The sequence below is a fragment of the Bartonella senegalensis OS02 genome, assembly GCF_000312545.1.
GTDB classification, from domain to species: Bacteria; Pseudomonadota; Alphaproteobacteria; order Rhizobiales; family Rhizobiaceae; genus Bartonella; species Bartonella senegalensis.
Map to the genome: position 1 here is coordinate 189,658 of NZ_HE997542.1, position 23,347 is coordinate 213,004.

General features: G+C 35.7%; 24 protein-coding genes and 1 pseudogene. 15 read left to right on the plus strand and 10 right to left on the minus strand.

Going from position 1 to position 23,347, the window contains the following annotated elements; all coding sequences use genetic code 11:
- Window positions 1-148 precede the first annotated feature (148 nt).
- Window positions 149-1,277, plus strand: a protein-coding gene (gene prfB, locus BN200_RS06600) for a peptide chain release factor 2 (protein ID WP_154645984.1) whose coding sequence is annotated in 2 segments (ribosomal slippage) — window positions 149-217 and window positions 219-1,277 — 1,128 coding nt in all. Because the reading frame shifts where the segments join, the coding sequence is not laid out codon by codon here.
- A 361-nt stretch (window positions 1,278-1,638) separates the two neighbouring features.
- On the opposite strand, the gene BN200_RS06605 is transcribed toward prfB, so the two are convergent.
- From BN200_RS06605 to BN200_RS06615, 3 genes are all read right to left on the minus strand, one after another.
- On the minus strand, window positions 1,639-2,127 hold the full coding sequence (locus BN200_RS06605; RefSeq protein ID WP_019221758.1) for a peroxiredoxin: 489 nt from the start codon (window positions 2,125-2,127) through the stop codon (window positions 1,639-1,641).
- 262 nt (window positions 2,128-2,389) lie between these two features.
- Window positions 2,390-3,643 (minus strand): tyrosine--tRNA ligase, encoded by a 1,254-nt coding sequence (tyrS, locus tag BN200_RS06610; RefSeq protein ID WP_019221759.1) that lies wholly within the window; start codon window positions 3,641-3,643, stop codon window positions 2,390-2,392.
- A 267-nt stretch (window positions 3,644-3,910) separates the two neighbouring features.
- Complete coding sequence (locus tag BN200_RS06615) at window positions 3,911-4,591, minus strand: alpha/beta hydrolase (protein WP_019221760.1); 681 nt, start codon at window positions 4,589-4,591, stop codon at window positions 3,911-3,913.
- Window positions 4,592-4,774: 183 nt separating this feature from the next.
- On the opposite strand from BN200_RS06615, the gene BN200_RS06620 reads away from it, so the two are divergent.
- The 11 genes and pseudogenes from BN200_RS06620 (at window position 4,775) to BN200_RS09735 (ending at window position 13,564) form a co-directional block, all read left to right on the plus strand.
- The gene (locus BN200_RS06620) at window positions 4,775-5,935 is read left to right on the plus strand and encodes a cysteine desulfurase family protein (protein WP_019221761.1); all 1,161 of its coding nucleotides are present in this window, start codon (window positions 4,775-4,777) and stop codon (window positions 5,933-5,935) included.
- 142 nt (window positions 5,936-6,077) lie between these two features.
- Window positions 6,078-7,589, plus strand: a complete 1,512-nt coding sequence (gene sufB, locus BN200_RS06625) for a Fe-S cluster assembly protein SufB (RefSeq protein ID WP_019221762.1) — start codon at window positions 6,078-6,080, stop codon at window positions 7,587-7,589.
- 56 nt (window positions 7,590-7,645) lie between these two features.
- Entirely contained in the window at window positions 7,646-8,401 is a 756-nt protein-coding gene (gene sufC, locus BN200_RS06630) for a Fe-S cluster assembly ATPase SufC (RefSeq protein ID WP_019221763.1), read from the plus strand.
- An 11-nt stretch (window positions 8,402-8,412) separates the two neighbouring features.
- Window positions 8,413-9,672: pseudogene (sufD, locus tag BN200_RS06635) on the plus strand (Fe-S cluster assembly protein SufD); the annotation flags it as partial.
- A gap of 18 nt (window positions 9,673-9,690) precedes the next feature.
- Window positions 9,691-10,935 carry a cysteine desulfurase gene (locus BN200_RS06640; RefSeq protein ID WP_034989282.1) on the plus strand — a complete coding sequence of 415 codons (1,245 nt, stop codon included), beginning with the start codon at window positions 9,691-9,693 and terminating at the stop codon, window positions 10,933-10,935.
- Window positions 10,928-11,329: an SUF system Fe-S cluster assembly protein gene (locus BN200_RS06645; RefSeq protein WP_019221765.1), complete on the plus strand. Its 402-nt coding sequence runs from the start codon at window positions 10,928-10,930 to the stop codon at window positions 11,327-11,329. The genes BN200_RS06640 and BN200_RS06645 overlap by 8 nt, the downstream gene beginning before the upstream one ends.
- A gap of 84 nt (window positions 11,330-11,413) precedes the next feature.
- On the plus strand, window positions 11,414-11,761 hold the full coding sequence (locus BN200_RS09995) for a hypothetical protein (protein ID WP_341871746.1): 348 nt from the start codon (window positions 11,414-11,416) through the stop codon (window positions 11,759-11,761).
- The gene (locus BN200_RS10000; protein ID WP_341871747.1) at window positions 11,730-12,473 is read left to right on the plus strand and encodes a site-specific DNA-methyltransferase; all 744 of its coding nucleotides are present in this window, start codon (window positions 11,730-11,732) and stop codon (window positions 12,471-12,473) included. Before BN200_RS09995 ends, BN200_RS10000 begins: the two co-directional genes overlap by 32 nt.
- Complete coding sequence (locus tag BN200_RS10005) at window positions 12,442-12,636, plus strand: hypothetical protein (protein ID WP_341871748.1); 195 nt, start codon at window positions 12,442-12,444, stop codon at window positions 12,634-12,636. Before BN200_RS10000 ends, BN200_RS10005 begins: the two co-directional genes overlap by 32 nt.
- A 45-nt stretch (window positions 12,637-12,681) precedes the next feature.
- Window positions 12,682-12,894 carry a hypothetical protein gene (locus BN200_RS10010; protein WP_341871749.1) on the plus strand — a complete coding sequence of 71 codons (213 nt, stop codon included), beginning with the start codon at window positions 12,682-12,684 and terminating at the stop codon, window positions 12,892-12,894.
- 178 nt (window positions 12,895-13,072) lie between these two features.
- Entirely contained in the window at window positions 13,073-13,564 is a 492-nt protein-coding gene (locus BN200_RS09735; protein WP_019221766.1) for a hypothetical protein, read from the plus strand.
- A 332-nt stretch (window positions 13,565-13,896) separates the two neighbouring features.
- Here the strand turns inward: BN200_RS09735 and sodC are convergent, their stop codons facing one another.
- The 4 genes from sodC to BN200_RS06675 all read right to left on the minus strand — a co-directional run bounded on the left by sodC (window position 13,897) and on the right by BN200_RS06675 (window position 17,161).
- Entirely contained in the window at window positions 13,897-14,424 is a 528-nt protein-coding gene (sodC, locus tag BN200_RS06660; RefSeq protein ID WP_019221767.1) for a superoxide dismutase family protein, read from the minus strand.
- A gap of 439 nt (window positions 14,425-14,863) precedes the next feature.
- Window positions 14,864-15,223, minus strand: a complete 360-nt coding sequence (locus BN200_RS06665) for a hypothetical protein (protein WP_019221768.1) — start codon at window positions 15,221-15,223, stop codon at window positions 14,864-14,866.
- Window positions 15,201-15,545, minus strand: a complete 345-nt coding sequence (locus BN200_RS06670; RefSeq protein WP_034989286.1) for a hypothetical protein — start codon at window positions 15,543-15,545, stop codon at window positions 15,201-15,203. Before BN200_RS06670 ends, BN200_RS06665 begins: the two co-directional genes overlap by 23 nt.
- 389 nt (window positions 15,546-15,934) lie before the next feature.
- A complete protein-coding gene (locus BN200_RS06675) occupies window positions 15,935-17,161 on the minus strand; it encodes a UbiH/UbiF family hydroxylase (RefSeq protein ID WP_019221770.1) in 1,227 nt (408 codons plus the stop codon).
- A 177-nt stretch (window positions 17,162-17,338) separates the two neighbouring features.
- On the opposite strand from BN200_RS06675, the gene pcsA reads away from it, so the two are divergent.
- Genes pcsA through BN200_RS06690 form a run of 3 tightly spaced genes read left to right on the plus strand, consistent with a single transcriptional unit; the run spans window position 17,339 to window position 19,614 of the window.
- Window positions 17,339-18,142, plus strand: coding sequence for a phosphatidylcholine synthase (pcsA, locus tag BN200_RS06680; RefSeq protein WP_034989224.1), 804 nt, complete (start codon window positions 17,339-17,341; stop codon window positions 18,140-18,142).
- 27 nt (window positions 18,143-18,169) lie between these two features.
- A complete protein-coding gene (locus BN200_RS06685; protein WP_019221772.1) occupies window positions 18,170-19,216 on the plus strand; it encodes an enoyl-CoA hydratase/isomerase family protein in 1,047 nt (348 codons plus the stop codon).
- A complete protein-coding gene (locus tag BN200_RS06690) occupies window positions 19,213-19,614 on the plus strand; it encodes a DUF6163 family protein (protein ID WP_019221773.1) in 402 nt (133 codons plus the stop codon). Before BN200_RS06685 ends, BN200_RS06690 begins: the two co-directional genes overlap by 4 nt.
- A 541-nt stretch (window positions 19,615-20,155) precedes the next feature.
- Here the strand turns inward: BN200_RS06690 and BN200_RS06695 are convergent.
- Genes BN200_RS06695 through metG form a run of 3 tightly spaced genes read right to left on the minus strand, consistent with a single transcriptional unit; the run spans window position 20,156 to window position 23,298 of the window.
- Window positions 20,156-20,965 (minus strand): MBL fold metallo-hydrolase, encoded by an 810-nt coding sequence (locus BN200_RS06695; RefSeq protein ID WP_019221775.1) that lies wholly within the window; start codon window positions 20,963-20,965, stop codon window positions 20,156-20,158.
- A 10-nt stretch (window positions 20,966-20,975) separates the two neighbouring features.
- Window positions 20,976-21,749 (minus strand): TatD family hydrolase, encoded by a 774-nt coding sequence (locus BN200_RS06700; protein WP_019221776.1) that lies wholly within the window; start codon window positions 21,747-21,749, stop codon window positions 20,976-20,978.
- The gene (gene metG, locus BN200_RS06705) at window positions 21,739-23,298 is read right to left on the minus strand and encodes a methionine--tRNA ligase (RefSeq protein WP_034989288.1); all 1,560 of its coding nucleotides are present in this window, start codon (window positions 23,296-23,298) and stop codon (window positions 21,739-21,741) included. Before metG ends, BN200_RS06700 begins: the two co-directional genes overlap by 11 nt.
- Window positions 23,299-23,347 lie beyond the last annotated feature (49 nt).

Genomic DNA, 23,347 nt, shown 5'->3' on the forward strand with positions numbered 1-23,347 from the left:
TCTCTGTTTTTTTGTAGTATAGCTACAGTCAAAGAGCTTAAGGAATCGAAGTTATGCTGGATTCTAATATGACCCTTGAATTTATAAAAATGCTAAAATGCATAACTCTAAAAGAATTTTAAAAAATAAAAAGGATTGGTGTTAAATTATGCGAGCGGAAATAGAAACATTAGTTGATGAAATCCAACAAGCAATTCAGTTGCTAAGGGGGCATCTTTGACTGGGACCAATCTCTCAAGCGTCTCGAATATCTCAATCAAAAAGCAGAAGATCCAACACTTTGGAATAATGCGCAACAAGCGCAGGATATGATGCGTGAGCGCCAACGTCTTGATGATTCCATTAATGGTATTCGATCCTTTACAAAAACACTTGAAGAGTGCATTGAATTAATCGCAATGGGTGAGGAAGAAAGTGATATTGAAATTATCACTGATGCAGAAAATTTAATACGTAATCTTAAGAGTGAAATAGATAGAAGACAAATTGATGTGCTTCTTTCAGGAGAAGCTGATCAGAATGATACGTATCTAGAAGTGCATGCTGGTGCTGGAGGTACGGAAAGTCAAGATTGGGCTTCTATGCTGTTACGCATGTATATGCGTTGGGCTGAACAGCATAAAATGAAGGTTGAAATCTTAGAAATTCACGATGGGGAAGAAGCCGGAATAAAATCAGCGACTCTTCTCGTAAAAGGGCATAATGCGTATGGTCTGTTGAAGACGGAGTCAGGTGTACATCGTTTGGTACGCATTTCACCGTTTGATTCAAATGCAAAACGTCATACCTCTTTCGCAAGTATTTGGGTCTACCCAGTTATTGAGGAGAATATTGAAGTTGATGTTTCAGAGGCAGATGTTCGTATTGATACATATCGTGCATCAGGCGCTGGAGGACAACATGTTAATACGACAGATTCTGCAGTTCGTATTACACATATAAAAACAGGTATCGTTGTTCAATGTCAGACAGAGCGTTCTCAGCATAAAAATCGAGCAACAGCCTGGTCTATGTTGCGTGCAAGACTTTATGAAGAGGAACTCAAAAAGAGAGAAGAAGAAACAAATTCTGTTGAAGCTTCTAAAACGGAAATAGGGTGGGGGCATCAAATTAGATCCTATGTTCTTCAGCCCTATCAACTTGTTAAAGATTTGCGCACAGGTGTTGAAAATACTGATCCACAGTCCGTACTTAATGGCGATTTAGATTCCTTCATAGAAGCCGCACTCGCTAGGCGTGTTTACGGAAAAAACCAAGAAGTTGAGGATATTGATTAATTAAAGTATAATCTTTTTCAACTTTTTAGGATGCTTGCTTAACTTGTTTTTCACTCCACTAGACCAGATTTACCAAGTTAGTGAATTGATTTTCTTCTTGCTTTAAGGGACAAAAATCCTTACTAGCAGATGGTTTTTAAAAACTCCGGCTTCTCTGGGTAGGTTTCCACTGCTGATATTTGTATGATTTTCTTGAGAGAATCCACGAGAAAGCTCTGCAATAAATACTCATCATACTCTCTAAATACTGAGTATACGAAGCATGTCCATATCACTGCCATAAATGACAGGATTTTACAGCATTATAAGATAAAAGCCAATTGAGGAGGGTGGCTTTCATTTTTATAGAGGCGTTGCATGACTAAATTGACGAACCATTATGATGTAAAACTGTAGCAGCAGTTAAAACATTTTCGGCATGTCCCGATACGCTGACTTTGCGCCATTCTTTTGCTATTATTCCAGTTGAATCGATTAAAAAAGTGCTTCGTTCAACGCCCATATATTTGCGTCCATACATGCTTTTTTCAACCCAAACACCATAAGCTTCAAGCGTTGTTTTTTCTTCATCGGAAACAAGGATGATATCAAGCGCGTGTTTTGTCTTAAATTTATCATGTTTTTTAACATTGTCCGGAGACATCCCAATAATAACAACCCCGATTTCATCAAATTTTGCCTTTAGTCTTGTAAAATCAAGGGCTTCACTTGTGCAGCCACTGGTGTCATCCTTCGGGTAAAAATATAAAACAATCATTTTTCCTTGAAGATCAGAGAGAGATAATTGACCTCCACCATCGCGTGGCAAATTGAAATCAGGAGCGTGAGTACCTTTCATTTGTTTTGTCATTGTTGTGCCTTTCTTTTTTGCGTAAAGAGCGCATATGAGAATATATATGACCATGAAGAGAATAAATCATAGAAATCATTCTTCAACTCTCTAAAATACAATTATTTTGAAGAATTGTTCTCTCTTTTTATCAAAGAACAAATTATAGGATAACGATTAATTGAGAAAATAAGATGAGCATGAGAAGCGCAAATCTTGCACATCACTCCACTATAAAAAACTATAAAAAGTTGTAAAATAAGAATAAAAAATTATAAATGGATTAAAGCGGTTTTATTAAAACATGTTTTTTCTTACCGAACGAAAGTTTAATGATTCCTTGTGCATTGATATCGTCTTCGCGAATAAGGTATGCTTCGTCCTCAATAATGTAATCATTGACACGAACACCTCCGCCTTGAATATGGCGGCGCGCTTCACTATTCGATTTAGCGAGTCCTGCTTGTACTAAAAGAATCAGCAATCCAGTACCCGTTTTTAAATCTGAGGCACTCATTTCAATAGTTGGAAGATTTTCTCCGAGAGTTTTTTCTTCAAAAGTTTTACGAGCAGTTTCTGCTGCGGCATCTGCAAAATCGCGTCCGTGTAACATTGCTGTAATTTCTGTTGCAAGAATTTTCTTTGCTTCATTAATTTCAGTGCCTTGTAACGCAGAAAGCTTAAGAATCTCATCCATTGGCAATGGAGTATAAAGTTTTAAAAACCGTATGACATCAGCATCTTCTGTGTTCCGCCAATATTGCCAAAATTGATAAGGTGATAGCATATCAGCATTAAGCCAGACAGCTCCGTTTAATGATTTACCCATTTTTGCGCCGGAAGATGTTGTCAATAATGGTGAAGTGAGAGCATATAACTGTGGTGTTCCTAAGCGATGTCCTAACTCAATTCCATTGACAATATTACCCCATTGATCAGAGCCACCCATTTGCATGCGGAGCCCATAACGCTTATAAAGTTCAACAAAATCATAAGCTTGTAGGATCATATAATTAAATTCTAAGAAGGATAAAGAATGTTCGCGTTCAAGTCTCAGTCTGACAGAATCAAATGACAACATACGGTTAACGGAAAAATGTTTTCCTACATCACGCAAAAATTCTAAGTAGTTTAAAGTGCACAGCCATTCAGCATTATTGACAATGCATGCATCGGTTTCTCTCTCACCGAATGTTAAATAGTGAGAAAATACCTTTTTAATACCAGCGATATTTGCAGCAATATCATCTTGTGTGAGAAGACGTCGCGCTTTATCCTTGAAAGAAGGATCACCGATTAATCCAGTTCCTCCACCCATCAATGTAATGGGGCGATGACCAGTTTTTTGTAACCAATAAAGCATCATAATTTGAAGAAGATTGCCAGCATGAAGGCTTGATGCTGTAGGGTCGAATCCAATATAGGCACTAACAACTTCTTTTGAAAAAAGAGCATCTAAGCCCGTTTCATCGGAAATTTGGTGGATAAAACCACGTTCGCTCATAATGTTTAAAAAATCAGATTTAAAGGCAGACACAGATTTTATTTCCTGATAAATATTGCATTTGTTTATAGAATAGATTGCTTATACAGTTTCTCTAACATAGATAACGCATATCTCACAAGAGAATGAAAAACATTGCCTTTGATACAGAAGTTACTCTGCTTTTATGCTTTAGGGAGAAACGTTTTTTACTGAGAGCAAGACACGTTCTTTGAAAGGAAATCTGTTAAAAAAACATAAAAAATAAGGAACATACCCGCTATCAGAGTGTTTTTTATTTTTTATAGATTTCGAGACTTCCTAAGTAAGTGAAAGTATTTCAGGTGGAGAAGTGAGGAACTCACTTGCAAGATGATTATCCAAATATTGTGCACAGCGTTCAATAAGTTCCTGATTGCATCCGCTAAAAAAATGGTTAGCACCTTCCAGTATTTCTTGTGTAATCGTGATGCCTTTTTGGGTTTTTAATTTATCGACAAGCGTTTGAACATCTTTTGGAGGGGCGACCTTATCAATGTCACCATGAATAATAAGCCCAGAGGAGGGACAAGGAGCAAGAAATGAAAAGTCATAAATATTAGGTTGAGGAGCAACAGATATAAAGCTTTCAATTTCTGGTCTGCGCATTAAAAGTTGCATACCGATCCAAGCACCAAATGAATATCCAGCAACCCAGCAGTTTTTAGAATCAGGATGTTGTGTTTGCACCCAATCGAGTGCAGCAGCAGCATCTGAAAGTTCTCCTATTCCATAATCAAATTCGCCCTGACTACGACCAATACCACGAAAGTTAAAACGCAATGTTGTAAAACCACGTTGTTGAAACATGTAGAAGAGATCATAAACAATTTTATTATTCATCGTCCCACCAAATTGAGGATGAGGGTGCAAAATAATGGCAATTGGTGCATTTTTTTGTTGTGAAGGTTGATAACGTCCTTCAAGCCGACCTGCGGGACCATTAAAAATAATTTCTGGCATCAAATGCTCCTTAAATGCTATAAAAGCTTTCATTAACCTTGGCTTATTATTACTTTTTATCTACTTTATATAATCATTTCATTTTCATGAACCGTTTAGATATTCTGTTTTGGGTGCATTTTTCAAGAAAATTGCACTACTTTTTAAAAATCAATTCTTAAAGATTAATGATTGCGATGTAAAATGATTGTAAAACGTCGATATTTTGATCATAACGCGACAACACCGCTTAAGAAGACGGCGCAGTTGGCATTACTGGAATCTTTAGAGATCTTTGGTAATCCCTCATCCGTTCATACCGAAGGACGTGCTGCTAAAGCTTTATTACAAAAAGCACGTCGACAAATCGCTAAAAGTCTCAATACAAATCCAGATCATGTTGTATTTACGTCTGGTGCGAGTGAAGCAGCCATGACTTTATTAACGCCCTTTTATAATATGGGAAGCTCTAAAATTCAATTTTCTCATCTTTACATTGGAGCTACTGAACATCCATCTGTTGCTGAAGGCGGACGTTTTCCAAAAGAATACATGAGCACAATTGCTGTTGATCAAGATGGACTTATTCAACAAGATAAATTAGTCTCTCTTTTAAGCCTTCACAATAAAACAAAGGGACTTCCTCTTGTTGCTATTCAAGCCGCAAATGGTGAAACAGGTGTTATGCAACACATAAAAGAAATAGCTGCTATTGTGAGGGATTCTGGAGGTATCCTTATTGTTGATTTGACACAATATATAGACAAAAATTTTGTTGATATTCATCAGATGGGAGGAGATTTTTTTATACTGTCTGCACATAAAATTGGCGGACCTAAAGGAATTGGTGCTTTTGTTGCATCCGGGAACCTTTTGATGCCACATCCTCTTATTGTTGGAGGAGGGCAAGAAAAAGGTTTGCGTGGAGGAACAGAAGCATTGCCGCTTATTGCTGCTTTTGGGGCTGCAATAGCTGATTGCTACAACCAAGAAGAGATAAAGCAATTGCTCTCTTTACGCCATAAATTAGAGGATGGAATACGGAAAATATGTCATGATATTGAAATTTTCGGCAAAAGAGTTCAGCGTTTACCAAACACAACTTATTTCACTGTGCCCGATATAAAAGCTGAAACTTTGCAAATCAGTTTCGATTTGGCAGGATTTTCCGTATCAGCAGGCTCTGCTTGCTCTTCAGGAAAAGTAAAACAAAGTCGCGTCTTAGAGGCAATGGGATATCATGTTCCACATGGTGCAATCCGCATTTCAATAGGACGATGCACAACTTCCAAAGATATTGATGATTTTTTATTGTTTTTTTCTCAAATTATAAATAAGAAAAAAGGTGAAGTTTATAAAAATTAGAATTATTTTAAAAAATGAAGTAAGCTTGATTGAAATTTTTCCACTTTGCATATAGCCTATAAAATGAAGTGCTTGCTTCACTCTTGTAAAAAAACAAGACATTTAATCACCAATTCTTGACGCCTTCAAATGGAGAAAATTGATGCCGGCTGTACAAGAAACAATACGTCAGGTCCGTGAAATAGATGTTGATCAATATAAATACGGCTTTGAAACGAAAATTAAAACAGACAAAGCTCCAAAAGGTTTAAGTGAAGATATTATCAGATTTATTTCTGCTAAAAAGCGTGAACCTGAATGGATGCTAAAATGGCGTTTACAAGCTTTTCGCCGTTGGTTGACAATGCAAGAGCCTGATTGGGCACGTATTGAATATCCTAAAATCAATTTTCAGGAACTTCATTATTATGCCGCTCCTAAAAATCATACAGGACCAAAATCCTTGGAGGAAGTGGATCCTGAGTTGTTGGCAACTTATGAAAAACTTGGCATTCCACTTAAAGAGCAAGAAATTTTAGCAGGAGTAAGAAAACAATCTGATCCTTCTACTTTTGATGAGAGTGTCTATGCGTCAGGACAGGTAGCTGTTGATGCAGTCTTCGATTCCGTTTCTGTTGTGACGACATTTAAAAAAGAATTAGCGCGTGCTGGTGTTATTTTTTGCTCCATTTCAGAAGCAATTATAAAACATTCTGCTCTTATTAAACAATATTTAGGAACAGTTGTACCTGTAGGAGATAATTATTACGCAGCTTTAAATGCAGCTGTTTTTACAGATGGTTCATTTGTTTATATTCCCAAAGGGGTTCGTTGTCCTATGGAACTTTCAACCTATTTTAGGATTAATGAACGCAATACAGGACAATTTGAGAGAACATTAATTATTGCCGATGACGATTCTTACGTTTCCTATCTTGAAGGGTGTACGGCACCCCAACGTGATGAAAATCAACTACATGCTGCCGTTGTTGAGCTCGTTGCGCTGAAAAATGCAGAAATCAAATATTCTACAGTACAAAATTGGTATCCTGGCGATAAAGAGGGCAATGGTGGTATTTATAATTTTGTGACAAAGCGTGGAGATTGTCGGGGTGATAATTCGAAAATCTCATGGACACAGATCGAGACTGGTTCTGCAATTACTTGGAAATATCCCTCTTGCCTCCTTCGTGGTGACAACTCACGGGGGGAATTTTATTCTATTGCTGTAGCAAATGGTTATCAACAAATCGATTCCGGTACAAAAATGATTCACTTAGGAAAAAATACATCCAGCCGTATTGTTTCCAAAGGTATTTCTGCTGGTTTTTCAAATAATACTTATCGAGGACAAGTCACCGCGCATCGAAAAGCACACAATGCGCGTAATTTTACGCAATGTGATAGTTTGTTAATTGGCAATGATTGTGGTGCTCATACGGTACCTTATATTGAAGCAAAAAATGCGACAGCACAATTTGAACATGAAGCAACAACATCAAAAATTTCTGATGATCAGCTTTTTTATGTTATGCAGCGGGGAATTCCAGAAGAAGAAGCAATCGCATTAATTGTGAATGGTTTTGTAAAAGAAGTTATTCAGAAACTTCCTATGGAATTTGCTGTCGAAGCACAAAAGCTTATTGGGATCAGTCTTGAGGGTAGTGTGGGATAATTGTTTTAAGTAAAGAAACACACTTGACATGAAACAGCCAGAACAGGAATGAAATGATGTTAGAGATAAAGGATTTACGTGCCCGTATTGTTGGGACCGATACAGAGGTTATTCGTGGTTTAAACTTGACTGTTGCAGATGGTGAGGTTGCTGCTATCATGGGGCAAAATGGGGCTGGAAAGTCTACCTTGTCTTATTTGCTCGCTGGTCGTGATGATTATGAAGTAATAGATGGCGATATCCTTTATAATGGACAATCACTTTTAGAAATGGATCCAGCAGAACGTGCCGCATATGGTGTTTTTCTTGCATTTCAATATCCAATGGAAATACCTGGGGTAGCAATGATGGAATTTTTAAAAGTTGCAATGAATTCTCAACGCAAAGCGCGTGGTGACCAAGAGCTTAAAATTCCTGAATTTATAAAATGTGTTAAGGAAATTTCTTCCAAACTTGAAATAGATATGGATATGCTCAAACGTCCGTTAAATGTAGGCTTTTCAGGTGGAGAAAAAAAACGAGCTGAAATTTTACAAATGGCACTTCTTGAACCTAAACTTTGTATTTTAGATGAAACGGACTCTGGTTTAGATATTGATGCACTAAAAATTGTTGCAGATGGTGTCAATAAGCTGCGTGATCCAAAGCGTTCATTTTTAGTTATTACGCATTATCAACGGCTGCTTAATTATATTATTCCTGATACAGTGCATGTTCTTTATAAAGGACGCATTATTAAAAGCGGAGATAAATCATTAGCGCTTTATTTAGAACAGAACGGATATGCTGATCTTATCAGACAAGCGGCTTGAGGTCATCAAATATGAATGTAAATTCGCAACAAGAATTGTTAACGGTTGAAGAAGAGATACTTGGTAATTTCAATCGGTGTGTGAACAATTTACCTGGCGATAAGACGGTGCAAGAAGTCCGTAAAAAAGCTATTGAATTGTTTCAGACCTCAAGACTTCCTTCACGTAAAATAGAAAATTGGCACTATACTAATTTGCGCACATTATTAAAATCTGTGAGTCATTTTTCACCAGAAAATAATGGGCAATTAGTTGACAGATTACTTTCAGAAAGTCACGTATTTTCCATTGAAAACGGTAAAACACTTACATACTCAGACATATCAGGTGTTACAGTAAAACGTCTTGCAGAGGAGCTGGAAAGAAATTGTGCAAAAATAGATGATGTCACTGCTGATGAAGACTTTATTGGACAATTAAATACAGCTTTTGTTACGGATGGCTGGCTTTTTCATATTCCTGAAAATACAAAATTAAATATTCCTATTGAATTACAAAATATTCAAATGGGTGGGCAATCTCACACCTTTTCCGATATAAAAGTCGATAAAAACAGTCAAGCTGTGTTTGTTGAACATCAGATTGGCAATGATAAAGAGACCTTTATCAGTTCGATATTTTCATTAGATGTTGCAGCTTATAGTGATGTTACATGGATTCTCATTCGCAATCGTGGCTTTGATTCTACACAGTTTGGTAAATTTCGTGCTGTCCTTAGTCAAGGTGCTAAATTATCGCTTTATGTGATTAATATAGGTAGTCAACTTAATCGTCAGGAAATTGATGTTGAATTACAGGGAGAAGAGTCTGACTTTCAATTACGGGTCATCAATTTGCTCTCAGGACAAACACACAGCGATCTTACGATGACTGTTCGTCATGTTGAAGAAAAATCAACTTCAACCGAAATTGTACGGAATGTGGTTACGGATAAAGCCGTTGGTGTGTTTCAAGGGATAATACGTGTTGCTCAAAAAGCTCAAAAAACAGATGCTCGCATGGCTTGTAATAGTCTCATTCTTTCGGATGATGCAGAATTTAATGCAAAGCCTGAACTAGAAATTTTCGCTGATGATGTTGCATGTGGTCATGGCGCGACGGTTGCTAATATTAATTATGATCATCTTTTTTATCTCATGGCACGTGGTATCCCTTTTACAACTGCTCGTGGTCTTTTAATTAGAGGATTTGTTTCTGAGCTCATTGATGACATAAAGCAGGAGAATATCCAGACTGTTTTGGGAAAGATCATTGGCAAATGGTTAGAAAAAATGTTTAAGGTAGAGGAAATGGAAAATAACGTACAGACATTAAGTTATAATGTAGAAGAAATTCGACGTGATTTTCCCCTTTTGCATCGTGATGTTTATGGAAAACGATTGGCTTATCTTGACAGTGGCGCTTCTGCACAAAAACCGCAATTAGTGCTTGATGCAATGAATGATTGCTATCGACACAGTTACACCAATGTGCATAGAGGGATGTATTTTTTAGCAAATGCAGCAACACAATCTTATGAAAATGCCCGTGAAACAGTTCGTACTTTTTTAAATGCTCAAACAGCTAGGGAAATTGTTTTTACAAAAAATGCAACAGAAGCTATTAATACTGTTGCCTATGGTTGGGCTATGCCGAAATTAAAGGAAGGTGATGAAATTGTTCTAACTATCATGGAACATCATTCAAATATTATTCCTTGGCATTTTCTTCGTGAACAAAAAGGTGTTAAGCTGGTTTTTGTCCCTGTTGATGAAAATGGTGTTCTTCATATTGAAGATTTCGAAAAGGCTTTAAACGAAAGAACACGGCTTGTTACTCTTACTCATATGTCCAATATATTGGGAACTATACCTCCTATTAAAGAAATTATTAAACGAGCGCATCAAAATGCTATTCCTGTTCTTGTTGATGGTTCCCAAGGAGCTATACATTTAACAGTTGATGTGCAAGCTCTTGATTGTGATTGGTATGTTTTTACCGGTCATAAGCTTTATGGTCCTACGGGTATTGGTGTTCTTTATGGTAAGGAACATAGGCTAGAGGAAATGCATCCTTTTCAAGGGGGCGGGGAAATGATCGAGGATGTGACAATTGATAAAGTTTCTTATAATGCTCCTCCTTACCGCTTTGAAGCGGGAACTCCCCCTATAGTTGAAGCTATTGGATTGGCTGCTGCTATTGATTATATGCAAAAGAAAGATCGAAAAACAGTTCATGCACATGAAATGGAACTTTTGACTTATGCACATGAAAAACTGAAAACCATTGACTCATTACGTATTTATGGTCACTCTCCTGATAAAGGGGCTATTATATCATTTGCAATTGAAGGTATTCATCCACATGATATTGCAATGTTTGTAGATAGAAAAGGGGTCGCTATCCGGGCAGGAACGCATTGTGCACAGCCTTTATTACAACGCTTTGGTTTAACATCTGTTTGTCGTGCATCATTAGCTATGTATAATACCTATGAAGATATTGATCAGTTAGTAGAGGCATTAAAGGAAACAAGGACATTTTTTAATGGCTGAATCAATTGAACAGAGTCATTCTACAGAACTTGTGGAAACTGTAAGAGAAAATAAAAAATCTTACATATCAGCAATTCCAGCAGACGAAATTGATCGTATGACGAATGACATTATCGCAGCTCTCAAAACAGTTTATGATCCGGAGATTCCTGCTGATATTTATGAGTTAGGATTGATTTATCGTATTGATATTGAAGATGATCGTTCGGTAAAAATTGAAATGACGCTTACGGCACCTGGATGTCCTGTTGCCGGTGAAATGCCGGGTTGGGTAGAAAATGCTGTAAGTGCCGTTGAAGGTGTCTTGCATGTTGAAGTGATCATGACATTTGATCCACCATGGACACCTGATTGTATGTCAGAAGAAGCGCAAATTGCTGTCGGCTGGTATTAAATAATTTATTAAAGTCGTTTAACTGAGCAAATCTATGAATGCGCTTATGGGCTTTCTGTAAACATTTAAATTTAAGGACATTGAATGGGTTATAATAAACAAAAATTAGAACTCACTTGGATTGGAAAAGAAAGACGTCCAAAACTTGAGCCCCATATTTTATTGGAAGATTTTGAAAAATCTTATCACGCTCCGCATCAAATATCTGTTGATGATATTTTTGATAATAAACTCATTTTTGGTGATAATTTACTCGCTCTCAAATCTCTTGAACAAGAATATACAGGGAAGATAAAATGTATCTACATCGATCCACCTTATAATACAGGCAATGCATTTGAACATTATGAAGATGGTCTAGAACATTCCTTATGGCTAAGCCTTATTTATGAGAGACAGGTTGGAACTACTCCATCGTTTACTTGCAGATGATGGGAGTATTTGGCTTAATCTTGACGATAGTGAATCACATTATGCTAAGGTTATATGCGATGAAATTTTTGGGCGTAAAAATTTTATCGCAAATGTTATATGGCAAAAAAAGCATACACGTTCTAATGATAGTCGATGGTTGAGTGATAACCATGATCATATATTAATTTTTGCTAAAAATAGAGATTTTTGGAAAAGAAATCTTCTTCCACGTAATGATAATAACAGCAAAAATTATTCTAATCCTGATAATGATCCTCGTGGCATTTGGGCATCAGGCCCCTGTCATGTTAAAACTCCAAATCTAAAGGATATATATGAGATCATTACTCCATCTGGTCGTAGAGTAATGCCTCCAGTTGGAACTAGCTGGCGCTTTAGCAAGAAAAAAATGAAGGAATTAATTACTGATAACAGAATTTATTTTGGACAGAATGGCGATAACATCCCACGCTATAAACGTTTTAAAACAGAAGTGCAAGATGGCTTAGTACCAATCACGGTTTGGTTAAAAGAAAAAGTCGGACATAATCAAGAAGCAAAACAAGAAGTCAAAAAATTTAACTCTGAAGATGTTTTTTCAACACCTAAGCCGGAGCGGTTAGTAGAGAGAATTTTAACTATTTCTACCAATCCTGGTGATCTTGTATTGGATTCTTTCGCGGGTTCTGGGACTACCGGTGCCGTTGCTCATAAAATGGGGCGCAATTGAACTTGGTGAGCATTGCCATACCCATATTATTCCTCGTTTGAAACAGGTGATCGATGGCACTGATCAAGGAGGTATTTCTAAAAATGTCAATTGGCAAGGTGGTGGGGGATTTCGCTATTATCGCCTTGCGCCCTCTCTATTACAAAAAGATCCATGGGAGTAATGGATTATTAGTCGCCAGTATAATGCTGCTATGCTTTCAGAAGCTATGTGCAAACATATGGGCTTTACCTATGCACCTGATGATAATCATTATTGGATGCAAGGATATTCAAGCGAAGCAGATTATATTTATGTGACAACAAACGCTATGACACATGGACAACTACGTGTTATCAGTGAAGAGAGGTTGGACCTCATCGTACTTTGCTTATTTGTTGTGCAGCCTTTGATACAAAAGCAGAATCTTTTGAAAATCTAACACTTACCAAAATCCCTCGTGCTGTATTAGAAAAGTGCGAATGGGGGAGGGATGATTACAGTTTAAATGTAGCGAATCTTGAATCCAATGGCTGTAGTAAAAGAATCTTCAAGAGATAAAGATATTGTACAAGCAGAGTTAGATTTATTTCGGTGAATAGTAAAAAGTGGAGTTTCTCATGAACGCTGTTGAAAAAAGGATTTCTGCGCGCTTATCGTTCCGTTATCCTCAACATGAAGCCTTAAGTATTTTGGTGCGAATTTTAGAAAATATCAAGCTTTATTTTGACAAAAAAACAAAACTTTGGTCTTTTGAAGTAAAAATCCTCATCAATCGTTCAAATGTACGACAAGTATTTTTCCAAACGGTTAGCAATTCTTCATGGGCTAATTTTAGTTATCTAGTTGCTAGCGAAATTTCAGGTGTTGATACATTAAAAGAGCTTCGAATGCTGTCAAGCCTACATGGAATTGGATTCATAAGACTTGATAGGGAGAATTTTTCTGAGAGTCAAATTATGATTCCAGCAAAAGAACGTAATGAAATTGATTGGGATACCGTTAATAGATTATTAGAGGCAAACAAGGATTTTTTTCATTATATTAAACTCATTCGCCAATTTTATCAAACTGGTGAGATTCGCCAGTCTGATTGGAATAATTTCTCATAAGAACTACTCTTACAGATTTCTATCATTTTCAAACTTTTTAATTTATTTCTCATCGCTCTTAAGCAATACATTATTAGCGTTAAAGCTACTAATTACATTTTGAGAAGTTTTTATTTACCTCCCTTGAAAGAAAAAATTTTACTAAATTTTATTGTTTTTTTAGCGCAATAAAAAATTAACATCAGAAGGGGAGAGCTTTTGAATTTACTACCGAAAATGTTTTGTTTACAGCAGAGGATTATTAAAAACCTTCATTTCTTACATATCAGAAATAGAAACAAGCTCTTTCATCCTTTAAAAATATCAACGACTTTAAATAGTTTTGGGTAGGCTTATTCTTCAATAATACCACATGCTAAACGTCCACCACCACCGCCAAGGGGGGATGGCTTATCTGATTGATTATCTCCTCCTATATGAATTATTATTGAATGGCCTTTAACTTCAGAAAGCTTTTTGAGACGTGGAGCAATAACACTCATCGTCGCTCTTCCTTGCTTATCAACATATAGTGCTGGTAAGTCGCCAAGATGACCGTTGATATTGTAAGGTCCAAGATGTTTGTTAGTATGGTAAGGATCATAATGTCCACCTGCAGCTCCACCAATTACACCATCTTTCGTATCACATGAAGGATTTACATGTATATGAAAACCGTGAAAACCTTCTGGCAAATGAGACAAATTTGGCGCAAAAATCAAACCATATATATTTTCTTTAATTTTAATTGTGCCAATAGGACTCTTTATGTTTTTTTCTTTTAGTTCATAAATCTTTACTTGCATAGATTCTGCTAATACATTATGTATAGAGTTTAAAAATGCAATTTGAGTTAAAAATAAAAATATAAGTTTATTCATAATGCACATTTCTCTTATTATTTTAAAAATTTATATTTATATAATGAAAAATATTATTTAAATAATATTATTTTTATAAATAAAAATTATAAATTAATATTTTAATAAAATTAAAAATATTTTTATATTTTAAGTAATAACTTTTCTATTAATTTAAGCTAAAATGCTTTCTCTTCTCTATCAGACAATACAGATTTTATAGATTGATAATTATATTTTACTCATATTTCCTCAAGATATTCTCTTAGAAAATTAGTTTTTTAAGATATAATGAAAAATCAGGTAAAAAATTTTTACAATTTAGTCTTAATCAGCGTTTTAAACATCTTGAGATAGCTGATTTAATAAAAATTAAAATACATAAATATAACTTGTTGATTATCTTTGTTTTTACAAAATACTTCCGTCTCTTGGCAAGCTAATAAGTGACAAAAATTTTTTACTCATTACGAAATTTGTAAGAGAAATAATTATTGTGATATATATAAGTTTCCCATAAGATACAAAATGTACCAACAAAAACACCCGTTATTGATCCTATTATTGCACCAATTATCGTTCCGGTAGAAAGTGTTGTACTTATACTCATGGCGATAATTGGACCAAATCCTGGAAGAGCGATGTAACCATAGGCTGCTAGAATTGCTGCAATTGCTCCCGATAGGCTACCATTTAAACCTCCAATGAAAGCAGGCTCTTTAATAGAATGGTAAATTTTTTTTAAAAAAAATCTTTTCTCACGGCTATGAGAAGCAACGTCACTATAAGTTTTTAAATCAGTCACATTTTTGTCTTTCATTTTGAATGCTAACCGTTCCAGAATAATCGACAGATACGAAAAAGTGGCACTTTTTAAATTCTACTAAAGCACGCCAAATACCTTTGTCATCTAAACGCAATCGTTTAATATCCTTAAAGCCATTTTGCATGAGGCAGTTTTTAATTTGCGAAGCAGTAAATGAATTTTGTCCTGGTTTACTGATGTCTGTTTTGGAATCATAGGCAAAGATTTGACAATAGGGAGTATTGAAAACTTCACTTATTGAAACTGTAACTATAGACGAGATACATAAAACCAGCATAAAAATAATACTTAATTTAAATTTTTTACTTAATCTCATCATGTTACCATTTTTTAAAACAATACTTTAATAACATTTTTATTGATAACAGGTTCCAGAAAGAGATTATTTTCTAGTTTATACTTAATGGCATAAATTTTTGAAAATTTATGGTGATTAGTTAAAAACGTTTTTCTTTTTTATTTTTGTAAAAAAGGAAGACGCAAAAAGTATCTGTCTTATTTTATACGATCGTGTCTTTTTCTTTGCTAAATTTTTCGCAAGATTCTTATAAATGCAACTTTGGAAAAAGATTTTTTAAAATGAGCTACTCTTTTGTATGACTCCACTGTCCAAATCTTTGTCATGGAATGAAAGCAGAACTTTCCTGTTTTATCTGTTTATGTGATAAATCAATGTAGTAACGTGCAACAACGCACTCTACAATATCAATGAAAATGCTTAGGTGATTTGGTTGGGAATGTTTGCATTATTTCTTTTAATCCGTATCCGGGATACATTCCTTCTCTCGTAAATAAATTGCGTAAGGGTGAGCAATTACGTAATAATCCAAGCCCAATGCTTCGCATGATATGAACAGGTAACATATTAGAAAGTAAAGCAGAATTGAGCATATGAACAGATCCACTTCGGATCAATATATCGGGTTTTCGGCATTTGTTATAATGTGCAACGATTATTTTAGAGTTAGAATCGGATATTTTATTGGGTAAAATATCAATCAAAGTTTGAATATCGCGAAGCCCTAAATTTAATCCTTGTGCTCCAATAGGAGGAAAGACATGGGCTGCTTCCCCCACTAAAATTGTCCGATTGGCAGCAAAACGATGAGAAATAAGTCCTGAAAGTGGCCATGCTTGAATTGGTGTTTCCAGTGTCAGCTTTCCAAGCATTGAGTGCATCTGGTCTTCTATCACTTTGGCGATTTCTGTTGATTTTAAATGTAATAATTCTTCAGCACGAGAAGGATTAACAACCCATACAAGACTAGATTTGTGTCCTGGGAGTGGAACCTGTGTAAAGGGACCATTTTCTGTATGAAACTCAGTCGATGTATTTTGGTGAGATAAATCATGAGAAAAATTGAGAACAAGCGCTGTTTGCGGATAATTCCACTTTCTGACACTTATACCTGCTGCTTCTCGTGTTTGAGAGTCGCGTCCATCAGCTGCAACAACAAGTGATGCTTTAATAACTCCACCATCTGCAAGGGTAACGTGTAGATGATTTGGTTGATGATGAAAAGAGTGTGCTGAAGAAAAAAATCTTTTGATATTAGGGGTATGCGCGACAGAAGCGACTAAAGCATTGTTTAATTCTACATTAGGGATATTATAACCAAAAGCCTCTTCACCAATTTCAGCGGAAGAAAAATTTACAGTAGGAGCACGCACAATCCTAGAAGTTATATCTATGATTCTAATGAAAGATAAAGCTGCTGCATGAGGTTTGACACTATGCCAAATATTGAGTTTTTGAAGCATACGAATTGCTGGCATCATAAGGGCCGTCGTGCGCAACTCGTCTTTATCAACATGCGGACCAATAAGACAAACTGAATAGCCCTTATGTGCAAGGTTTAATGCTGTTAGCATACCAACTGGGCCTGCTCCAATAACAGCGATGTTTTTATGCTCGTTTTTTTCAAATATCACAATTAATTAAGCCTTTTTTCATCTACTAAATATTTTAACGTTTCTAAATGAACAATCCTTTTTATTATATAAAATTTCCCTATTATATTATGTAATAAAAAATGCAGTATAAAAAAGTAACCTTTTTATGCTTTTTTTTACGATGAATCGTACCATGGAAAAATCTCGTGTTGGTAGATAAATGAAGATTTTAGAAACGAGGATAAGAAAACCTTGAAACGGAAGCTAACAAAAAAAATCAAAACGAATGCAAATCTCTTGCGTAAAAAAAAAGTAACAATGCCACAAGCAAAAGCTTTTTCTGTTCATTTACTAACAGCTTCGGGTTCGTTTTTAGCATTTCTTTCTCTTATATCGGCCTCTCAAAAAGAATGGACCGCCATGTTCTGTTGGCTCGGACTTGCACTTCTTGTTGATGGTATCGATGGGCCAATTGCGCGCAAATTGGATGTTAAATATGTACTTCCAACATGGTCTGGAGAACTCCTAGATAATATCATTGATTATGTGACTTATGTCTTAATTCCAGCTTTTGCACTTTACCAAAGTGGTTTTATGGGATCAGGATTATCATTTTTATTAAGTGCTATCATTGTCATTTCATCAGCAATTTATTACGCAGATACTGGAATGAAAACCAAAGAAAACTTTTTTAAAGGATTTCCTGTCGTTTGGAATATGATGGTTTTCACACTTTTTGTCGTAAGACCAGGGGAGTGGGTCACTTTTACCATTATTGTCTTATCGGCAATCATCTCTTTTTTACCTATCTATTTCATCCATCCAGTAAGAGTCGTCCGTTTGCGTCGACTTAATTTTCCAATTTTTCTCTTATGGTGTTCCTTTGGTGTTGCCGCATTTTTTTACCAACTGAATGCCCCATCTTGGGTTAAAATAGGAATTTCAATAACAGGTATTTATATGTATTCTATTGGTGCTATCATGCAAATATTTCCTCAATTGGGAATAAAAAAACAATGAGATAGATAGTTTTAGGAAGAGTATGAAATGCAAGTTGATTTTGGGGCAGGGGATGACATTTCTTTTATAAAAAAAGGTCATGCTGGTATTATAAAGCTCACACGCTCTTCAGCGTTAAATGCTCTTAATGGGCGAATGGTTTCTGCTTTTAAAAAGGCTTTGCGTGCATGGGAAACAGACGATGATGTTTCTTGTGTTTTAATTGAAGGGGAGGGACGTGCTTTTTGTGCTGGTGGGGACGTTGTGGAAGTCTACCATATGGAAAAAACATCCTCCTCTTATCAATATTTTAGTGATGAATATCACTTAAATGCTTATATCAGCCGTTTTCCAAAACCTTACATTTCTTTTTTGAACGGTATTTGGATGGGAGGAGGTGTAGGTATTTCCATATATGGTTCACACAGAATTGTAACAGAAAATAGTCTCTTTGCTATGCCAGAAGCTGCCATTGGATTTTTTCCAGATGTTGGCGCAAGCTTTTTCTTACCATCTCTTTCCAATCACTTTGGCATTTATCTTGCATTGACCGGAGCGCACATAAAATGGGGAGATTGTTTAAATTTAGGGTTAGCAACTCATGCTGTTCAGGAAACTGAATTAGAGTACATTAGAGAAGCTATTATTGAGCACGGAAATCCTCAATTAGCTTTAGAAGAACGAGCAATTACAAAAGATTATGAAACAAGTTATCAAATACGCGAGGTTATAAATGCTTGTTTTGGTGCTCATACGTTAGAAGAATGTATAGAACTCCTTTATAAAAAAAGCAGTGAAGGACTTTTGTTTGCTAAAGAATGTTATGATATTTTGCAATCACGTTCTCCGACAAGTTTAAAAATTATTTGGAAACAAATGAAACAAAATCCATCTCAAACTTTAGAAGAGTGTATGAAAATTGAAAATCGCATCGCACATCATATGATTAATTCACATGATTTTCGTGAAGGTGTACGTGCAATGTTAATTGATAAAGACAAAACACCGAAATGGCAGCCAGATAAACTGTCGAATATAACAGATGAAATGATAGAATCTTACTTCCAACCTGTTGAAAAAGAATTATTATTTTGATCAATAACTCGCAAAAAAAGATTTCAAAAATTCATTTAATTTATAATTGTTATTTACGGCTTTTAGCACTTGTTTGCTTAGGTTTAGGTGTTTTTTACTGGATACGTCTTGTTGGTGTATTTCCAGGAGCTTTATGGCGTTTTGATCTCATGCCATGGCAATGGCAATGTTTATCAGCCACGCTGGCTATTGTTTATCCTATAGCATTAATTGGGCTTTGGATGTATTCACTTTGGGGGGTTATTTTATGGTGCATTGCAGCCTTTGGTGAAACGTTCGCAATGATAATTTATTACTCTGACTATCCGTTATTTTTACCAGTGTTTCATGGAATATTATTGTTAATTTTCATTACACTACAAATTATAAGGCAGATAAATAAATTTTTAACGCAATAAAAAACAACGAAGTGCTGAAGAAGTGCTTTTACTTGGGTAAAGCGATTTGGGCATTAACCCAAGTAAAAGGTATTTTTACAAATTTATAAAAATGGTACCCACCAGAGCTCCCAATTACTTTTTATAGGCATTGAAAATATCCATATTAACGTTGATATCATGCCCCATAATGCCATTTCCATGATGTCCTCCTTAAGTTCCATAATATATATTATGCGATAACATGATATAAAAAGTCACGCATCATTCTTTATTAAAGAATAATTATGTCTATAATTAGGCAAATTATAATATTTATATAGTTTAAAAATTTGATTTTAAGTAAAAATAAAAGTTACTTAATAAATAATATTTATAATAAATAAGAAAAATTACTGTGATAATTTACAACTTTTCATGTATGCAAGAGCACTCAAAACAGCATTACGGTTATTTAAAGCTGAAATTTCATTGCTTTCACTAAAAAATAACGCAGGCATAAATATAACACCCGTTGCCGCTAAGGTTTTAGTTAACAGGAAATATTGATTTCTCAAATTTCTTATGCATCTGCTTCAAAAGTAAGCCCTTGATATCCAGGTTTGACGTGCGCGGGGAGGTAATTTACCACTTCATTGTAGTCAAGTGATCTATCCATATGTGTGAGTATAGCTTTTTGAGGCTTTAAATATTTTATCCATTGTAATGCTTGATCAACAGAAAAATGACTTGGATGAGATTTAAACTGGAGAGCTTCAATAATTAAAACATCCAAATTCATTAATTTTGGTAATGTTTTTTCAGGAAATTGACTAACATCTGTACAATAAGCAACATTACCAACACGAAAACCTAAAGAATGGATACTGCCATGCAATTGTAAATGTGTCTTGACAGCTATTGGTCCACCCTGCCCTTGGATTATAAATTGGCTCTCTTCATTGATAAGATGTGCTTTTAAAATGGGTGAATAAGGTGAGCCTTTTGGTGTTTGAAAGCAATATCCGAAAGCATTTTTCAAGTGTCTTAATGTAAAAGCATCGGCATAAATATCTATCAGACATTTTTGTGCAAGTGCATAACTGCGTAAATCATCAATACCATGAATGTGATCTGCGTGAGAATGCGTATAAAGTGCAGCATCAAGATGATTTACGCATGCATCGATCATCTGTGATCGAAAATCTGGACCAGTATCAATAACGATTGTTGTTTTTTTACCTGATTTATGAATGCGTTCAACTAATAAAGAACTTCTATAGCGTTTGTTTTTAGGATTATTGGGATCGCACGCTCCCCAATCACCATTAGGACGCGGAACACCCGGAGAGGAACCACAGCCTAATATTGTAAAGCGGTAGCGATCAGACATATCTTTTCCCTTATTTCATTTTGCTAAACAAACGAAAAGCATTTTGCGTTGTTATCCGTGCTATTTCCTCAAGAGTTAAGCCAAGTGTGTCAGCTAAGATAGCCGCCGTATAGCGCACAAAAGATGGCTCATTTGTTTTTCCCCGATAAGGAACAGGTGCTAAAAATGGTGCATCTGTTTCTATCAATAAATACTTATGAGGCACAATTTTTGCTATCTCACGGATTTCAAGCGCATTTTTAAAAGTGAGAATACCTGAAAAAGACAGATATCCACCAAGTTCAATGCCCGCATGAGCAAGTTGCATCCCAGATGAATAACAATGCAGTACAAATGGAAAAAAACCTTCTTTTATCTGTTCGCGTAGTATTTTCTCCATATCCACATCAGCATTGCGTGAATGTATAACAAGAGGAAGCTGTGTTTCTCGAGAAGCGATAATATGTTCTTGAAAAACTTTCTTTTGCTCTTCTGGTGAGGAATAATCATAATGATAATCAAGACCAACTTCCCCAAATGCAACGATTTTAGGGTGTTTCGAGAGATCAATCAGCTCTTTAGCTGTAATATTTTGCTCTTCATGGGCATGATTGGGATGCGTGCCGACAGAACAAAATACTTGAGGATAGGCTTGTGTAATTGCTAAAAGCTTATCTAACTTACGAACACGCGTTGAAATCGTTATCATACGTTTAACGTTAGCATCTAGTGCTCTCTGGATAACATCATCTAAATCTTGAGCAAAATCCTCAAAATCAAGATGGCAATGGGTATCAATCAACATGATGAATATCATCTTTCTTCAAAAGATAACGGGGAAAGATTGGTTCTGGTGGCGGAAGGTCAAGACCTTCTTGAATCTTTGAATTGCTTATATGATGCAATAAACGATCGTTTTGGGAAATTGTAAGACTATCAAGAAGTTTTGTTGCTGCTTGTGGCATAAAAGGCAACAGCATAATCCCTATTCGCCGTAAAATTTCTAAAGTGATATAAAGAACTGTAGAAAATCTTTCTGGGTTATTTTTCCTTAAAGTCCAAGGTTGTTCATTTGCAAAATAGCGATTAGCATCTGCAACAACTGAAAAAATAGCTGAAAGTGCTAAATGTATTGCCTGAGAAGACATGGCTTGGCGCATAGTTTCAAGGGCTTGAAGAGATTTTTCCAGAAGCTGTTCATCTTGAACTAAAAATGCAGCTGGTGGAGGGACTTTTGCATCACAGTTTTTAGCAATCATAGACAAAGAGCGTTGCGCTAAATTACCAAGATCATTGGCAAGATCTGCATTAATGCGATTCACAAAACTCTCATGGCTATAACTGCCGTCTTGTCCGAATGGTACTTCACGCAGAAGAAAATAACGTACCTGATCAAGACCATAGTGATCCACCATTTCAAAAGGATCAACGACATTTCCAATGGACTTTGACATTTTTGCACCATGATTAAGTAAAAAACCATGTGCAAAAATACGCTGAGGCAATGGAATTCTAGCAGACATTAAGAATGCTGGCCAATAAACCGCATGAAAACGAATGATATCTTTACCAATAATATGAACATTTGCAGGCCAAAAATCACGTTTTTTTGAACTTTCATCGAAAAAGCTAAGGGCGGAAAGATAGTTTGTGAGTGCATCAACCCAAACATACATGACATGTTTTGGATTACTGGGAACACAAATTCCCCAATTAAAACTCGCACGTGAAATGGAAATATCTTTTAAACCCGATTTGACAAAACTTATAACTTCATTGCGCCGTTCAAGTGGAGCAATAAAATCAGGATGTTTTTCATAATGCTCAAGAAGAGCGTTTTCATAACGAGACAGCTTAAAAAAATAACTTTCTTCTTCGTTCCATTCAACTGGAGAACCTAATTCCTTTTCGCGACGGATATTATCTTCCCCAACTTCCGTATCCTTCTCTTCATAATAAGCTTCTTGACGAACTGAATACCACCCCTTATATTGGCTGAGATAAATATCCCCATTCGCTTCCATTTTTTTCCAAATTTCTTGACAAGCTTGATAATGGCGCTCTTCTGTTGTGCGAATGAAATCATTGTTAGAACAATTTAATGCTGTAAGCATTTTTTGAAATACAGCGCTGTTGCGGTCTGCAAGTTGCTTAGGCGTCATACTCAACCCGGCTGCTGTTTGTTGCATCTTTAAACCATGCTCATCCGTACCAGATAGAAAAAATACATCTTTACCATCTAATCGTTGAAAACGGGCTAAAACATCGCTTGCAATCGCACTATAGGCATGTCCAATATGTGGAGCACCATTAGGATAAAAAATTGGAGTTGTTATATAATATGTGTCAGGCATGTCATACTCGTTATAAAACGCAATAAAAGATACAATGACATAACGCCTG

Bases quoted from the DNA above. Each gene is read 5' to 3' on its own strand.
- BN200_RS06605 (WP_019221758.1), bottom strand. From the start codon at position 2,127: ATGACAAAACAAATGAAAGGTACTCACGCTCCTGATTTCAATTTGCCA.
- BN200_RS06615 (WP_019221760.1), bottom strand. From the start codon at position 4,591: ATGCCAGAAATTATTTTTAATGGTCCCGCAGGTCGGCTTGAAGGACGT.
- BN200_RS06620 (WP_019221761.1), top strand. From the start codon at position 4,775: ATGATTGTAAAACGTCGATATTTTGATCATAACGCGACAACACCGCTT.
- sufB (WP_019221762.1), top strand. From the start codon at position 6,078: ATGCCGGCTGTACAAGAAACAATACGTCAGGTCCGTGAAATAGATGTT.
- sufC (WP_019221763.1), top strand. From the start codon at position 7,646: ATGTTAGAGATAAAGGATTTACGTGCCCGTATTGTTGGGACCGATACA.
- BN200_RS06640 (WP_034989282.1), top strand. From the start codon at position 9,691: ATGGAAAATAACGTACAGACATTAAGTTATAATGTAGAAGAAATTCGA.
- BN200_RS06645 (WP_019221765.1), top strand. From the start codon at position 10,928: ATGGCTGAATCAATTGAACAGAGTCATTCTACAGAACTTGTGGAAACT.
- BN200_RS09995 (WP_341871746.1), top strand. From the start codon at position 11,414: ATGGGTTATAATAAACAAAAATTAGAACTCACTTGGATTGGAAAAGAA.
- BN200_RS10010 (WP_341871749.1), top strand. From the start codon at position 12,682: ATGTGCAAACATATGGGCTTTACCTATGCACCTGATGATAATCATTAT.
- BN200_RS09735 (WP_019221766.1), top strand. From the start codon at position 13,073: ATGAACGCTGTTGAAAAAAGGATTTCTGCGCGCTTATCGTTCCGTTAT.
- sodC (WP_019221767.1), bottom strand. From the start codon at position 14,424: ATGAATAAACTTATATTTTTATTTTTAACTCAAATTGCATTTTTAAAC.
- BN200_RS06665 (WP_019221768.1), bottom strand. From the start codon at position 15,223: ATGAAAGACAAAAATGTGACTGATTTAAAAACTTATAGTGACGTTGCT.
- BN200_RS06670 (WP_034989286.1), bottom strand. From the start codon at position 15,545: ATGAGATTAAGTAAAAAATTTAAATTAAGTATTATTTTTATGCTGGTT.
- BN200_RS06685 (WP_019221772.1), top strand. From the start codon at position 18,170: ATGCAAGTTGATTTTGGGGCAGGGGATGACATTTCTTTTATAAAAAAA.
- BN200_RS06695 (WP_019221775.1), bottom strand. From the start codon at position 20,965: ATGTCTGATCGCTACCGCTTTACAATATTAGGCTGTGGTTCCTCTCCG.
- BN200_RS06700 (WP_019221776.1), bottom strand. From the start codon at position 21,749: ATGTTGATTGATACCCATTGCCATCTTGATTTTGAGGATTTTGCTCAA.
- metG (WP_034989288.1), bottom strand. From the start codon at position 23,298: ATGCCTGACACATATTATATAACAACTCCAATTTTTTATCCTAATGGT.